Consider the following 12586-nt stretch of genomic DNA (forward strand, 5'->3'; position numbering starts at 1 on the left):
AAAAACTCAATGAATTGGAAACTGCGCAAATTTGCGCAGTTTCGCCACCCTCTACTTATAAGGGGAACGAAAAGCCGGAAAGTGAAGGTTTTGCCGAAAAATATTAACGCGGGGGCGAATTGCTCAATGAAACGGTAGGTGGATCAATTGAGCTATCTACAGTACTGTATGGAATAGGGCGGAAACTCCCGCCACACCTTCATACTACTGTATGGAAAAGCCCATAAAATGGACCCAGATGCCAAAATTTCCGTATTCACCTGTCGCCATGTTCAGTGCGCGTTAGTGGCACTCACGCAATTTTCCTTTTTTCTATCAGGTATTTGGCCACTTCTGACAGCAGTACCCTCTCACCCCTCGGTGCGCTGAGTGCGCGTGGCTGACAGAAAGGTGGCGTTTCATCAACGCCACCCCGGAAATGGTAGGGAAATCAAGTGGGACAAATGTCCCACTTGATCGCCGTCAATTAGGCAAAAAATTGCCGAATTTCACTCCGCCGCCCAGTCCATCCGCACCGGCGCCTTCTCCCGGAAGGGCACCTGTATCTGACCGTACCGCGCCGCTGCCCTTGTCTCAGCACGGGCCAGCTCGAGTTTCTTCTCTAGATACACGATCTTCGCCGCTGCCTTTGTCTGGAGCTCGATGACCTGCTGAGCAACAAGCATGGCCCGACAAGCCGCTTCAAGCCTACCAGCGGCCCACGCGCGCCGCTGAGCGGTTGTGCCGTACGGGCCATCCTCGCCTACCGCCTCAAGCGTGTCGCCCGCCACGAGGCAACGCTGGGCGATTGTGAGCAGGCCGAGCTTGTCGAGGATGGAATCGACCTGCGGAGTTTGTCCGGAGACCCATCGCGCCGCGGCCTGCATCGCTTCCCAGCCGGGCGTTCCGAACGCGGCGGAGGGGATGGCTTGCCGAAGGTTCTTGCGGGCTTGTGCGATCATGCTGCGGTCCTCCTCGGGTGGTTGTCGTTGGCTGGTGGTGGCACCATTCTCGTCGGCAATGTTGCCAACCGCCTGAGCTCGGCGACGATCTCGCTCTTCTCTTCAAAATACCGATGCGGATCCCGGTGCGATGGCGCCAGCCGCTCGAGCCGGTCGGCGAGGGCGTGGAGGTCCGTGGCGTGGATCATGCTTTCTCCTTTTTAAAGTGTGGAGGGGTGCACCGCCCACCAAGGGCGGGTGCGAACCCCTTCGCACTCTCAGGGGGTATAAGGGGGTGTGTGAGCACCCCCAGTCTGAAGGGGTCTGTAGGTAGTCTGTAGGTAGTCTGTACCCCTAGTCTGAAGGCTGGTCGTCGACCACTATAAGGTGCTTCGTCCGTCGTGACGGCGAGCCCTCCTCAACAATCCGCACGCTCCCGGAGTCGAGCAATCGCTGTTGAGCCGCAACCAGTTCCTTCTTCGATAAGCCCTTGGCATCGGGATGAGCCGCAATTATCTTCACCGCATAGGTCGCGGAAGGTGACGGGCTGAGCCTCTGTCCCTGCTGGAAGAGCTTCGCGAGGGTTTCGACGAATACCCGCTCGGCACGCGCCGCTAGCAATACGGAGCCCGCAGCAGGCCGCCCGTCGTCAAGGACGAATATGCCGCCCTGCCACCGCATGCGGATCTCGCCGCCCTTGCGCCCGTAATTTGCCTTCATTCCCTTCATCACGCGGGCGTCGTCATCCTCCTTGTCGGCCGTGAGGTAGAGCCGGCTGCGCACTGAGTTGTTCCAAGCGGTTGAGCCGGATATGCCCGTGCCCGTCTGCATGCCAGCTACGGACGGGTGCGACAGCAGGAGGAAAGTGCAGTCGAGTTCCATTGCGAGACCACGTAAGGCCGAGATGAAGAACCGCACTTGATTGCGGTCAATCTCGTTGCCGCCAAAGAGGTCTGCAGAGGTGTCCAGCACCACCAGAGACGGCTGGAAATCGACGATTTCGTCGACGAGCGCCTCCATCTTGTTGGTGAACTGTATCCGGCCTTTGGCGTCTGCCCTGACGAGTTCGGCATCCTGGCCTGCGGCTGGTATGACGCGCATACCGCGGAGGGCCGCTAGGGTCGTCCCTTGTGCTACACAGATGTCATCAAGCCGTCGGTGCAGTTCGTCCCACTCGTCTTCGGCCGCCAGTACCAACGTGCGACCGAACGCAGGCGCGAGCCCTAGCGTCTCGGCGCCGAGGCAACCGGCGACCGCAATCTGTAAGGCGACCAGCGATTTCCCCGTACCGCCATCCCCGGAGAGTAGCGTCACATTTCGAGCCGGAATGAGTTCTTCGATATACCACTTGCGCGACGGAACCGGCGCGTCCGCAAAATCAGCCGGGCTGATGACCGTGAACAGCTTCTTCGCAGCAGGCGCAACGTTGTCATTGGCAGCGACGGGCTGGAAGAGTTCTTCCCGCAGCTTGGCCATCGATTGCGACAATGGCGTGGGTGCGCTTTCCGGTGGCCGTGCGCCGATATCGCGACCGACGATCCGCATTGCGATGTCGCCGTCGGCTTCCGGGCCTGCGATCTGCTCCAAGACGGGGTCGCCGAAGTCAGTAAAGAACAGCAGCATCGAGGTTGCTGGATCACAACCGTCGATCTGGTCGATTAGGATGCTGACGCGTTTTGCGACCTGTGGATCTTCCGGCCATTCATCAGCCGGCAGCGCCTCTAGATTGGTTGGGTCGGCGTGTCCAAAGTCCGGTGATCCGTCCGGCAGCGCCGGCGCCAGAACGACGTTCACCGTGGCATGGCCGTGGTCAAGCAGACGGTCGTAAACTCCGAGAACGAGTTTCTCACGGCTGTCTGTGTTGGTGGCGAGTGGGGCGGACATTCCCCGAAGGTCGTCTAGATTGGTTTCAAGCTGCTTTAAGATCGATGCCATTCCGGTCTAACTCTCCCATGGCCAGCGCAACCAGCGCCGCGTTGATTTCGTGGGTGAAGGTGGCGACGGCGCTACCGAAAGCGGACGGCGCAAAGACGCGCGGCCCGCAACCGGTCTGTTTCAGGGCGAGATTGTAAAGCCGCAAGCCGTCCATCTGGACATCTAAGCGAGCGACAAGCTTCCCGCTGCCTGGCGGCGCGGGTCTTAATGATAGAAGGTGCATTGATTCCCCATAGTGTTGCCCGCCGACTGATGCCGGCGGATAATTTTTCTTGAGCCACTACAAAAAATAGTGACATTCATCTCCATGCCTTGATATTCTACAAATGTATTCAGTTTCTGAATACCAATAACAAGAAAACAAGGAGTAACAGTATGTATAAAAGAATATTTGAGAATGTAGCGGCGAGGCTTATTGTCGAAACCCTAATGCTTTCCCTGAGATATCTTTTTGGATCCTGACTGATGCCGCTCTCGGGTCTTATGATCCGAGAGCATCTCAGCTTCGAAGCGGGCGGTCAGGAGCCGCGCGGGCGGGGAGGGACTAGGCGGGTGGCGGCTTCGGCCAGGGCGAGGTTCCGCTCCAGCCTTCGCCGCTGGCGATAAAGGTCAGGATGTTCGGACTCGCTGGTGAAGTGTTGCCAATCGTCGCCGTCTTCCAGGCCGAACAGGGCACGGGCACTCCGGTCGAAGGCTTCAATCTCTGCTTGGATCTCGTCGGCCGTCATGCCGTCGCCCTCGCGCCGGATTCTTGCTCATCCAGCCACCGGGCGAGGGTGGAGCGGCGCGCAGCGACAGCGCCCCCTAGCTTGAACGTCGGGACGCTGCCCGCATAGCACAGGCGATACAGTTGGCGGCTCGTGATACCGAGATGCTTCGCAATCGCACCGGCGCCCATCAAAAGGTCGCCTGGCTGGTTGTCATTCGCAGCTTCCAAAATTTTTTCCTCCGAGGGGTTGACAGGATTTACATTTTGTCGTAGTTTTGTATGCGTACCCTTCTGCACTCAAAACGAGATGCACAATAGGGCCATTTACAAAATTTGTCAAGCTTTTTCTTTCCGTGACGCTCGTTACCGCGCCCCTAGCTCTTTTCTCTCGGGGTATTTGTTGGGGTACTTCTGAAAATCTTAAAATAAAGAGCTAGGCAATATCAATTGCTTAGCTGCATTGGTATGATAGACACCTCTTCCGCCAACTGTTGTGTTTTCCAGTTCCATTATGTCGTTGGCGTTTTTAGCCATTTTGAACTTGTGATATCCAGCGAAGGTGGCATTCATGTGCATGCGCCGCCAACGCTGGTGCTAATGCAAGCTTAGCTGATCACAGCTCATTCACCTGCGTATCTCCTTGCTGTAGCCCGGAGCCTTTCGCTGTGATCGTAAATTTGATCAAGTGAATCGATGATTGTGCGATCTTCAGTCTCGCCGTCAAAAAGACCGATGTATTTAACGGAACGGTTGAACCATAGGCGAGCCAGCGGGCGTCGGTTGTTGTTGTCAACGAGCACGGCACAATAGGATTTTGCGTCGCGCATAGCGATCCGTTTGGAGTCAATCGTATCCCGCACAATCGCCTTCACGATCATGTAGCCCTCACGCTCCTCGTCTGTGGTAACAACCTCTGGCTCATCTTCTGTCGGCTCTTCAATGTTTTGAATAACTTCCTGTGTATCAGCAAGTGCGCTGGAGAGGCGATTTTTTACTGAGTCCATTATCACTTCTCTGAAGGCTGCGCGGACAATACCGGTAAACATTTCCTTTGCCTGTGCACGCATCTGGCCGTCATATACACTTCGGGATACCAAGCGCACAAACTCTTCGGTAGGATCTTCTATCAGCTTTGATATTTCCTGCTTTACCCCCGACGTGTATTTGAGACGCTCGGCTGTTGCTAGGATTGCTGATACGTCAAAGGAGCCTTTTTCAAATTTGCGAAGTTCGGACAGGATTCCTGCGTTGAAGTCAGTCAAGTCGAAGACGAAGAATGGCCGGGTGTCCAGTTTGTTGGTGGCCTCAAGATCCGTGTAGAAATTGAAGGTCCGTCCATTGGTCAATATGGCAAATTTCGCATTGGTAACCGTGAAGTATCTGAAGAGCTGGTCGAGGTGCTTTTTGTCCAACTGGACTGAGATGGGTTTGCATTCGATCAGAATTCGAATTTCACCATCGATCTTGATGGCGTAGTCAACTTTCTCGCCTTTCTTGCCCACTGCGTCGGCTGTGAACTCGGGGACGACCTCGGTTGGGTCGAACACGTCGTATCCCAGTGAGCGGAGGAACGGGAGTACCACAGCTGTTTTCACAGCTTCTTCAGTTGCCATCGTGCTCGAATGCGACTTTACGCGCTCTGCGATTGCTCGCAGGCTTTCCTCTACCGTACTCATTTTTTCCCCCTACCCGTTATCTTGATAGAGTTGCGCAATCATTCGTTGCAAGTCAAGCCGCTTGCCTTTGCTGGTCTGAGTTTACAGTGCTCTTCTCTTGCCACGTGTTTTTGAAGGCTGTCGTCTGCGGTAGCTGAAAAAAAGGGAGGACGTATTGCTGTAGTGGATGGGAAGAGGCGGACAATACAAAAGGCCGAAGCATCTTGCGGGATGCTCCGGCCTTGCACTGTGCTACGGGACCTTGGCTGCCGCTAGTGCAGGATCTGGCTCAGGAAGAGCTTGGTACGCTCGTGCTGCGGGTTGTCGAAGAACTCGGCCGGCGAATTCTGCTCGACGATCTGGCCCTGGTCCATGAAGATCACCCGGTTGGCGACCTGACGGGCAAAGCCCATTTCGTGCGTCACGCACAGCATGGTCATGCCTTCCTCGGCCAGTGACACCATGGTGTCGAGCACTTCCTTGACCATTTCCGGATCGAGCGCCGATGTCGGCTCGTCGAACAGCATGATCTTCGGCTTCATGCACAGCGAACGGGCGATCGCCACGCGCTGCTGCTGGCCGCCGGAGAGCTGCCCGGGATACTTGTTCGCCTGTTCCGGGATCTTGACGCGCTTGAGGTAGTGCATCGCCACTTCCTCGGCTTCCTTCTTCGGCATCTTGCGTACCCAGATCGGGGCGAGCGTGCAGTTTTCGAGGATCGTCAGATGCGGGAAGAGGTTGAAGTGCTGGAACACCATGCCGACCTCGCGGCGCACCTCGTCGATCTTTTTCAGATCGTTGGTGAGCTCGATGCCATCGACGACGATCTGACCCTTCTGATGCTCTTCCAGGCGGTTGATGCAGCGGATCATCGTCGACTTGCCGGAGCCCGACGGGCCGGCGATGACGATGCGTTCGCCCTTCATGACTTTGAGATTGATGTCGCGCAGCACGTGGAAATCGCCGTACCACTTGTTCATGTTGACGATCTCGACGGCGACGTCCGTCGCGGAGACCGTCATCTGTTGCGCCTGGGCCTGGTTTGCCATTGTTGTTGTTTCCTCTCAGTTATCTCTTGTGGTTCGTATCGAGCCGGCGTTCCACGAAGGCCGAATAGCGCGACATGCCGAAGCAGAAAATCCAGAATACGAAGCCGGCGAAGATCAGGCCTGTCAACGGTGTGACCGGCGTGATCCAGCCCGAATCCCCAAAACTCGCCTTCACGATGCCGAGCAGGTCATACATCGAAATGATCGTGACGAGGGAGGTATCCTTGAACATGCCGATGAAGGTGTTCACGATACCCGGGATCACGAGTTTGATGGCCTGCGGAAGCACGACGAAGGTCATTTTGTGGAAGTAGTTTAGACCAAGAGCGTCGGCCGCTTCATATTGTCCTTTCGGAATGGCTTGAAGACCACCGCGAATAACCTCCGCCATATAGGCGGATGCGAAGATCGACACACCGATCAGCGCGCGCAGGAACTTGTCGATATTGTTGCCGGGCTCGAGGAACAGCGGCAGGAGCACGCTGGCCATGAAGAGAACGGTGATCAGCGGCACGCCGCGGATCAGTTCGATGAAGGCGATGCAGACCGTCTTCAGGATCGGCATGGTCGAGCGGCGGCCGAGCGCCAGCAGGATACCGGCGGGCAGCGAGACGACGATGCCGACGAAGGAGATGATGAGCGTCACCATCAATCCGCCCCACAGCGAGGTCTCCACATGGCGCAGGCCGAACGAGCCGCCGAGCAGCAGGAAGAAGGAGACGATCGGGAAGACGACGAGCAGCAGGAGCGCGTTCAGCCCCTTGCGCGGCGCCTTCGGCATCAGGAACGGGATGAGCAGACCGACGAACATGACGACGACGAGCAGCGGGCGCCACAGCTGGTCGCGCGGATAGGAGCCGAACATGAACTGCACGAAGCGGTCGTTCACATAGGCCCAGCACGCGCCGCTCCAGCCGGCGGGAAGCTGGCCGCCCTGCTCGGTGGTGAGGCACGCCATGCGGTCGGTCCCGGTCCACACGGCGGAGACGAACAGCCAGTTGAGGGCTGCCGGCAGGTACCAGACGATCGCCAGGATGGCGACAATGGTCATTGCACCGTCGGTGACGGACGCAAAGAGGTTGCGATGGATCCAGGCGAACACCGAACGGTCGGAGGACGGCGGCTTTTCCGCTTCGAGGAACCGGTCGCGGACATAGGTAATGCTTTCAGCCATCTCAGCGCTCCACCAGGGCCATCTTGGCGTTGAACCAGTTCATGAACAGCGAGGTTATGAGGCTGATCGAGACATAGATCAGCATCCAGATCGAGATGATCTCGATCGACTTGCCGGACTGGTTGAGGATGGTACCGCCGACCGCGACGAGGTCGGCATAACCGACGGCGACCGCGAGCGAGGAGTTCTTGATGAGGTTGAGATACTGCGAGGTGAGCGGCGGAATGATGATCCTGAGCGCCTGCGGCAGCACGACGAGGCGGGTCGCCTGGCCGGGGCGCAGCCCCAGCGCATAGGAGGCTTCCGACTGGCCCTTGGACACGCCGCGGATGCCGGCGCGCACGATCTCGGCGATGAACGAGGCCGTGTAGAGCGACAGTGCGAGGTAGAGTGCCAGGAATTCCGGCCCGATGACCATGCCGCCCTTCATGTTGAAGGAGCCGGGCACCGCGTAGTCGAGCGTCACGGGGCTGCCCATGACGAGGAAGACGAGGAAGGGGAAGAGCACGATCAGGCCGAGATTGACCCACAGCACCGGTGGGCGCTGGCCCGTGGCACGCTGGCGCGCATTGGCCCAGACGGCAAAGGCGATGGCGGCAAGAACGCCGATCACAAAGGCGGATGCCACGACCCCGAAGCCCTCGCCGAAGACCGGCGCCGGCATGTAGATGCCGCGGTTCGAGATGAAGAAGACGGCGTCCGGATCCTCCTTGAGATGCTGGAAGATGGTGCGGATCGACGGCAGCAGGGCGAGAACGCCGAGATACCAGAAGAAGATGACGAGCAACGGCGGAATGTTGCGGAAGATTTCCACATAGACCGTGCAGAGCCGGGCGATCAGCCAGTTGTGCGACAGCCGCCCGATACCGACGAGCAGGCCGACGATCGTCGCGGTGACAATGCCGGCGACGGCGACGACGAGCGTGTTGATAAGACCGACCTGGAGCGCCCGGAAATAGGTCGAGTCGCTCGAATAGGCGATCAATGTCTGCGCGAGGTCGAAGCCGGCGCGGCTGTTCAGAAAGCCGAATCCGGCCGTCATGTTGGCACGCGCGAGGTTCTGGACGACGTTGTTCCACGCGTACCAGACGGCCGAGATGATCACGACGAGCGTGACGACCTGATAGACGATGCTTCTCAGTGCCGGATTGTAGAGAAGAGATACCTTCGGCGGTTCGCCGGACCCTGTTCGGGCATCCGCAAGAGCCATGCATTTCCCCTGACGTTGGTTCGCCCTGTTTTCCGGGCGTTCTGTTTAAAGGGGAGGGCAGCTATCTGCCCTCCCGGAAGGAGTGTGCGCGAACCGCTTAGCGGACCGGCGGTGCGTACTGCAGGCCGCCCTTCGTCCACAGCGCATTCAGGCCGCGGGCGATCTTGAGCGGGGAACCTTCGCCGACATTGCGCTCGAAGGATTCACCGTAGTTGCCGACGGCCTTGATGATCTGCACGGCCCAGTCCTTCGGCAGACCGAGGTCGGCGCCGATCGTCGAATCAGCCTCTTCGCCGAGGAAGCGCTTGATGTCCGGGTTGGCGGACTTCTTCATCTCCTCGACATTGGCCGTCGTGATGCCGAACTCTTCGGCAGCCACCATCGCATAGTGCGACCAGGTCACGATGTCGAACCACTTCGAATCGTTCTGGCGAACGGCCGGGCCGAGCGGCTCCTTGGAGATGATTTCCGGCAGAACCATGTGGTCGTCCGGATTGGCCATCTTCAGGCGGATGGAGTAGAGGCCCGAGGCGTCGGTCGTGTAGGCGTCGCAGCGGCCGGCATTGTAGGCGGCGTCCGCTTCGTCCTGCGCTTCGAAGACGACCGGCTTGAAGTCCATGTTGTTGGAGCGGAAGTAGTCGGCAAGGTTCAGTTCCGTCGTCGTGCCGGACTGGACGCAGACGGAGGCGCCGGACAGTTCCAGCGCGGACTTCACGCCGAGTTCCTTCTTCACCATGAAGCCCTGGCCGTCATAGTAGTTCACGGCGCGGAAATCGAAGCCGAGCTGCGAATCGCGGCTGACGCTCCAGGTGGTGTTGCGGGCAAGAAGATCGATTTCGCCCGACTGCAGGGCCGGGAAGCGGTCCTTGGCCGAGAGCGGGGTGAATTTCACCTTGGTGGCATCGCCGAAGACGGCAGCGGCCACGGCCTTGCAGAGATCGACGTCGAGGCCAGCCCAATTGCCCGACGAATCCTGCGCGCCGAAACCGGCGAGGTTCGAACCGTTCACGCCGCACTGCACGAAGCCCTTGGCCTTCACGTCAGAGAGCGTGTCTGCCTGTGCTGCCGTCGCGCCAAGCCCCAGTACGGCAGCGCCAACGAGCGCCGTCACGATTTTTTTTGCCATTTTTTCACAACCTTTTTCTGTTGTCTTTGTTTTGTCCGCAGGCCCCGCACCCTTTGACGGGCGCGCCCATGGAACTCGCCACCCTCCCGGCGCGAGGTTGCTTATCTCATGCTCAAAATTTCACAGGGTCAAGTGAGCGCCGCCATTTTCCGGCCGGTAACCTAAATTTGTCGGCGATTGCTGTGGTTTTGGGCGAAAAATCGTGGATTTGTGCAGTAAACCGCTCAAAAAATTCGCGTCTTTCCCACTTGAAGCGCTTTGGAAGCCGCGTCCACGCTGTCGCATGGGGTTGACCTGTCGCCGCGCCTGTCCAAAAGTCAGCGCCTCAAATCCCCTCCTGCCTTCCTCGGATCGATCATGAAAAACAGAGACGAAATCCTCGCCGGCGCCGGCGTGAACACCCGCCTTGCCCATGCCGGAAACGACCCGGCGGACTACCACGGTTTCGTCAATCCGCCCGTCGTTCACGCCTCTACCGTGCTCTTTCCCGATGCGGCGACCATGGAAAGCCGGGCGCAGAAATACACCTACGGCACGCGCGGCACGCCGACGACGGACGCGCTCTGCGCGGCGATCGACGAGTTGGAAGGCTCGGCCGGCACCATCCTCGTGCCCTCGGGCCTTGCCGCCGTCACCGTGCCGTTCCTCGCTTTCCTGTCGGCAGGCGACCATGCGCTCATCGTCGATTCGGTCTACCATCCGACCCGCCATTTCTGCGACACCATGCTGAAGCGCCTCGGCGTTACGGTCGAATACTACGACCCGGCCATCGGTGCCGGCATCGCGGCGCTGATCCGGCCGAACACAAGGCTGGTGCATACGGAGGCGCCCGGCTCCAACACCTTCGAGATGCAGGACATCCCAGCGATCGCTGCCGTCGCGCACAAGCACGGCGCCGTGGTCAGCATGGACAACACCTGGGCGACGCCGCTCTATTTCCGCCCGCTGGATTTCGGCGTCGACATCTCCATCCATGCGGCGACGAAATACCCGGCCGGCCATTCGGATGTGCTGTTCGGCACGGTCTCGGCCAATGCGGCCCATTGGGAACAGCTGCACGAGACGCAGATCACGCTCGGCACCTGTGCCTCGCCCGACGATGCCTATCAGGTGCTACGCGGACTGCGCACCATGGGCGTACGGCTGGAGCGGCACCAGGAAAGCGCGCTCGAGCTGGCGCGCTGGCTGGAGGGTGTCGACGATGTTTCCCGCGTATTGCACCCGGCTCTGCCGAGCTTCCCCGGCCATGACCTCTGGAAGCGCGACTTCAAGGGCGCAAGCGGCATCTTCTCCATCGTCCTCAAGGGCGGTTCGCCGGAGCGCTACAAGGCGAAGGCCCATACCTTCCTCGATGCGCTCGGCATTTTCGGCCTTGGCTATTCCTGGGGCGGCTTCGAGTGCCTTGCGGTGCACGTCAATCTCGGCGATCGCCGCGTTGCCAAGGGGCCGGAGGAAGGCCCGGTGCTTCGCCTTCAGATCGGGCTTGAGGACGTGAAGGACATCAAGGCCGACATCGAGCGTGGCCTGGCGGCGGCGCGGGCTGTCTGACAGCTCTTGGGGAGGGCGCGTTGGCGTCCTCTCCGCCCACGCGTGGTCATCTCCACTCTGTAGGAGAAGCGGAAGATTTCCGGCGCCCGTTCACTCCGGTGTGCGGTAGCCGTAAAGCCAGTCGAGATCGGCGGCGAGGCTTTCGGGCCCGCGCAGCGACAGGACGAGATTGCGGCTGAGCGCGATCGGGCCGCGGGCGTGGTAGGCGAATCGATTGAAGGCGCCGCGGCGGCGCACACTGGCGACCCGCTCGCGGCGGGTCGCCTCGAACTGCCGGAGCGCCTGTGCCGTGTCGGATGTTCGGGCGAGACGGTTTGCCAAGAGCGCCGCATCCTCGATCGCCATCGCTGCGCCCTGGGCGGCAAAAGGCGTCATGGCATGGGCGGCATCGCCGAGGAGCACGAGTTGGCGTCCATCGGTCCAGGCCCCGTCGGGGCATTCGAAAAGCGGCCACATCAGCGGACCGCGCGCTTCTGCGAGCATCTGGCGGATATCGGCGTGCCAGCGTGAGAAGGCATCGAGCAGGCGGGTGCGGGCGGCGGCATCGCCCGTGCGGGACCAGCCGGCGGCCGGTGTCTGCCCATGCGCGTGAAGGGCAACGACATTGAACGCCTGTGCCTCGGCCAGCGGATAGGCGACCAGGTGGGCCTGCGGGCCGAGAAAGGCTGTCACCGTGCGCGGATTGAGGAAGGGCGGCGCGGCGCCATAGGGCACCAGAAAACGCCAGGCGATTGTCCCCGAATACCGCGCCGGCAGGGCGCCCGGCACCGCCTTTCGCAGCGCCGACCAGACACCGTCGGCGGCGATGACCACGTCGGCCGGTGCGATGGCCAAAGCGTCCTCGGCTGTATCGATTCGCCGGCCGGTCGTCAGCGTGCAGAGCGGTTCCCGGCTGACGGCATCTACCAGTACGGCCTGCAGCGAGGCGCGATGCAGCACGCCATAGGGCGCGCCCCAGCGCTTGCGCGCGGCGGCACCGGCCGGGACGGAGGCGAGGGGGGCAAGCATATGGCCCGAGGACAGGAGGATATGGTCCGGTTCGCTCCAGCACGCGGCAAGGGCATCGAGGAGGCCGAGATCGGCAAGGATGCGCGAGGCGTTGGGCGAAAGCTGCAGGCCGGCGCCGACTTCTTCGAGTGCGGGCGCCTGTTCCAGGACATGCACGGCAATGCCCTTGCGGGCGAGCGCGAGAGCTGCCGTCAGGCCGGCAATGCCGGCCCCGACGATGCATGCGGATTTTACGGAGGGCATGTCTGCGGC

Annotated in this window: 13 protein-coding genes; 1 reads left to right on the forward strand and 12 read right to left on the reverse strand. The window is 60.2% G+C overall.

All coding sequences use genetic code 11. The annotated features are described in order from the left end of the window. Positions 1 to 488 precede the first annotated feature (488 nt). From P9A16_RS07125 to P9A16_RS07170, 11 genes are all read right to left on the reverse strand, one after another. Positions 489 to 941: a hypothetical protein gene (locus P9A16_RS07125; RefSeq protein WP_278025607.1), complete on the reverse strand. Its 453-nt coding sequence runs from the start codon at positions 939 to 941 to the stop codon at positions 489 to 491. Next, positions 938 to 1129 (reverse strand): hypothetical protein, encoded by a 192-nt coding sequence (locus tag P9A16_RS07130; protein WP_278025608.1) that lies wholly within the window; start codon positions 1127 to 1129, stop codon positions 938 to 940. Before P9A16_RS07130 ends, P9A16_RS07125 begins: the two co-directional genes overlap by 4 nt. A gap of 145 nt (positions 1130 to 1274) precedes the next feature. Continuing rightward, a complete protein-coding gene (locus P9A16_RS07135) occupies positions 1275 to 2855 on the reverse strand; it encodes an AAA family ATPase (protein WP_278025609.1) in 1581 nt (526 codons plus the stop codon). Further along, the gene (locus P9A16_RS07140) at positions 2830 to 3009 is read right to left on the reverse strand and encodes a hypothetical protein (RefSeq protein WP_278025610.1); all 180 of its coding nucleotides are present in this window, start codon (positions 3007 to 3009) and stop codon (positions 2830 to 2832) included. Before P9A16_RS07140 ends, P9A16_RS07135 begins: the two co-directional genes overlap by 26 nt. Before the next feature lie 364 nt (positions 3010 to 3373). Beyond that, on the reverse strand, positions 3374 to 3583 hold the full coding sequence (locus P9A16_RS07145) for a hypothetical protein (RefSeq protein ID WP_278025611.1): 210 nt from the start codon (positions 3581 to 3583) through the stop codon (positions 3374 to 3376). Then, the gene (locus P9A16_RS35695; RefSeq protein ID WP_336620594.1) at positions 3580 to 3753 is read right to left on the reverse strand and encodes a helix-turn-helix domain-containing protein; all 174 of its coding nucleotides are present in this window, start codon (positions 3751 to 3753) and stop codon (positions 3580 to 3582) included. The genes P9A16_RS07145 and P9A16_RS35695 overlap by 4 nt, the downstream gene beginning before the upstream one ends. A 431-nt stretch (positions 3754 to 4184) precedes the next feature. Next, positions 4185 to 5240: a type I restriction endonuclease gene (locus P9A16_RS07150; RefSeq protein ID WP_023517567.1), complete on the reverse strand. Its 1056-nt coding sequence runs from the start codon at positions 5238 to 5240 to the stop codon at positions 4185 to 4187. 251 nt (positions 5241 to 5491) lie between these two features. Further along, a complete protein-coding gene (locus P9A16_RS07155; RefSeq protein WP_023517566.1) occupies positions 5492 to 6268 on the reverse strand; it encodes an amino acid ABC transporter ATP-binding protein in 777 nt (258 codons plus the stop codon). Positions 6269 to 6287: 19 nt separating this feature from the next. Further along, positions 6288 to 7442: an amino acid ABC transporter permease gene (locus tag P9A16_RS07160; protein WP_024271067.1), complete on the reverse strand. Its 1155-nt coding sequence runs from the start codon at positions 7440 to 7442 to the stop codon at positions 6288 to 6290. Between the two features lies 1 nt (position 7443). After that, on the reverse strand, positions 7444 to 8652 hold the full coding sequence (locus P9A16_RS07165) for an amino acid ABC transporter permease (RefSeq protein WP_023515491.1): 1209 nt from the start codon (positions 8650 to 8652) through the stop codon (positions 7444 to 7446). Between the two features lie 97 nt (positions 8653 to 8749). Next, complete coding sequence (locus tag P9A16_RS07170; RefSeq protein ID WP_023515490.1) at positions 8750 to 9778, reverse strand: amino acid ABC transporter substrate-binding protein; 1029 nt, start codon at positions 9776 to 9778, stop codon at positions 8750 to 8752. Positions 9779 to 10135: 357 nt separating this feature from the next. On the opposite strand from P9A16_RS07170, the gene P9A16_RS07175 reads away from it, so the two are divergent. Next, a complete protein-coding gene (locus tag P9A16_RS07175; protein WP_023515489.1) occupies positions 10136 to 11326 on the forward strand; it encodes a cystathionine beta-lyase in 1191 nt (396 codons plus the stop codon). 90 nt (positions 11327 to 11416) lie between these two features. Here P9A16_RS07175 and P9A16_RS07180 read toward each other — a convergent pair whose 3' ends face one another. Then, a complete protein-coding gene (locus tag P9A16_RS07180; protein WP_278025612.1) occupies positions 11417 to 12577 on the reverse strand; it encodes an FAD-dependent monooxygenase in 1161 nt (386 codons plus the stop codon). Between the last annotated feature and the right edge of the window lie 9 nt (positions 12578 to 12586).

The sequence above is a fragment of the Shinella sp. 838 genome (genome assembly GCF_029623935.1).
In the GTDB taxonomy this organism is placed as follows: Bacteria; Pseudomonadota; Alphaproteobacteria; order Rhizobiales; family Rhizobiaceae; genus Shinella.

What these genes read in the sequence shown, in the direction of transcription:
- P9A16_RS07125 (WP_278025607.1), bottom strand. Translation starts at nt 941, where the DNA reads ATGATCGCACAAGCCCGCAAGAACCTTCGGCAAGCCATCCCCTCCGCC.
- P9A16_RS07130 (WP_278025608.1), bottom strand. Translation starts at nt 1,129, where the DNA reads ATGATCCACGCCACGGACCTCCACGCCCTCGCCGACCGGCTCGAGCGG.
- P9A16_RS07135 (WP_278025609.1), bottom strand. Translation starts at nt 2,855, where the DNA reads ATGGCATCGATCTTAAAGCAGCTTGAAACCAATCTAGACGACCTTCGG.
- P9A16_RS07140 (WP_278025610.1), bottom strand. Translation starts at nt 3,009, where the DNA reads ATGGACGGCTTGCGGCTTTACAATCTCGCCCTGAAACAGACCGGTTGC.
- P9A16_RS07145 (WP_278025611.1), bottom strand. Translation starts at nt 3,583, where the DNA reads ATGACGGCCGACGAGATCCAAGCAGAGATTGAAGCCTTCGACCGGAGT.
- P9A16_RS35695 (WP_336620594.1), bottom strand. Translation starts at nt 3,753, where the DNA reads ATGGGCGCCGGTGCGATTGCGAAGCATCTCGGTATCACGAGCCGCCAA.
- P9A16_RS07150 (WP_023517567.1), bottom strand. Translation starts at nt 5,240, where the DNA reads ATGAGTACGGTAGAGGAAAGCCTGCGAGCAATCGCAGAGCGCGTAAAG.
- P9A16_RS07155 (WP_023517566.1), bottom strand. Translation starts at nt 6,268, where the DNA reads ATGGCAAACCAGGCCCAGGCGCAACAGATGACGGTCTCCGCGACGGAC.
- P9A16_RS07160 (WP_024271067.1), bottom strand. Translation starts at nt 7,442, where the DNA reads ATGGCTGAAAGCATTACCTATGTCCGCGACCGGTTCCTCGAAGCGGAA.
- P9A16_RS07165 (WP_023515491.1), bottom strand. Translation starts at nt 8,652, where the DNA reads ATGGCTCTTGCGGATGCCCGAACAGGGTCCGGCGAACCGCCGAAGGTA.
- P9A16_RS07170 (WP_023515490.1), bottom strand. Translation starts at nt 9,778, where the DNA reads ATGGCAAAAAAAATCGTGACGGCGCTCGTTGGCGCTGCCGTACTGGGG.
- P9A16_RS07175 (WP_023515489.1), top strand. Translation starts at nt 10,136, where the DNA reads ATGAAAAACAGAGACGAAATCCTCGCCGGCGCCGGCGTGAACACCCGC.
- P9A16_RS07180 (WP_278025612.1), bottom strand. Translation starts at nt 12,577, where the DNA reads ATGCCCTCCGTAAAATCCGCATGCATCGTCGGGGCCGGCATTGCCGGC.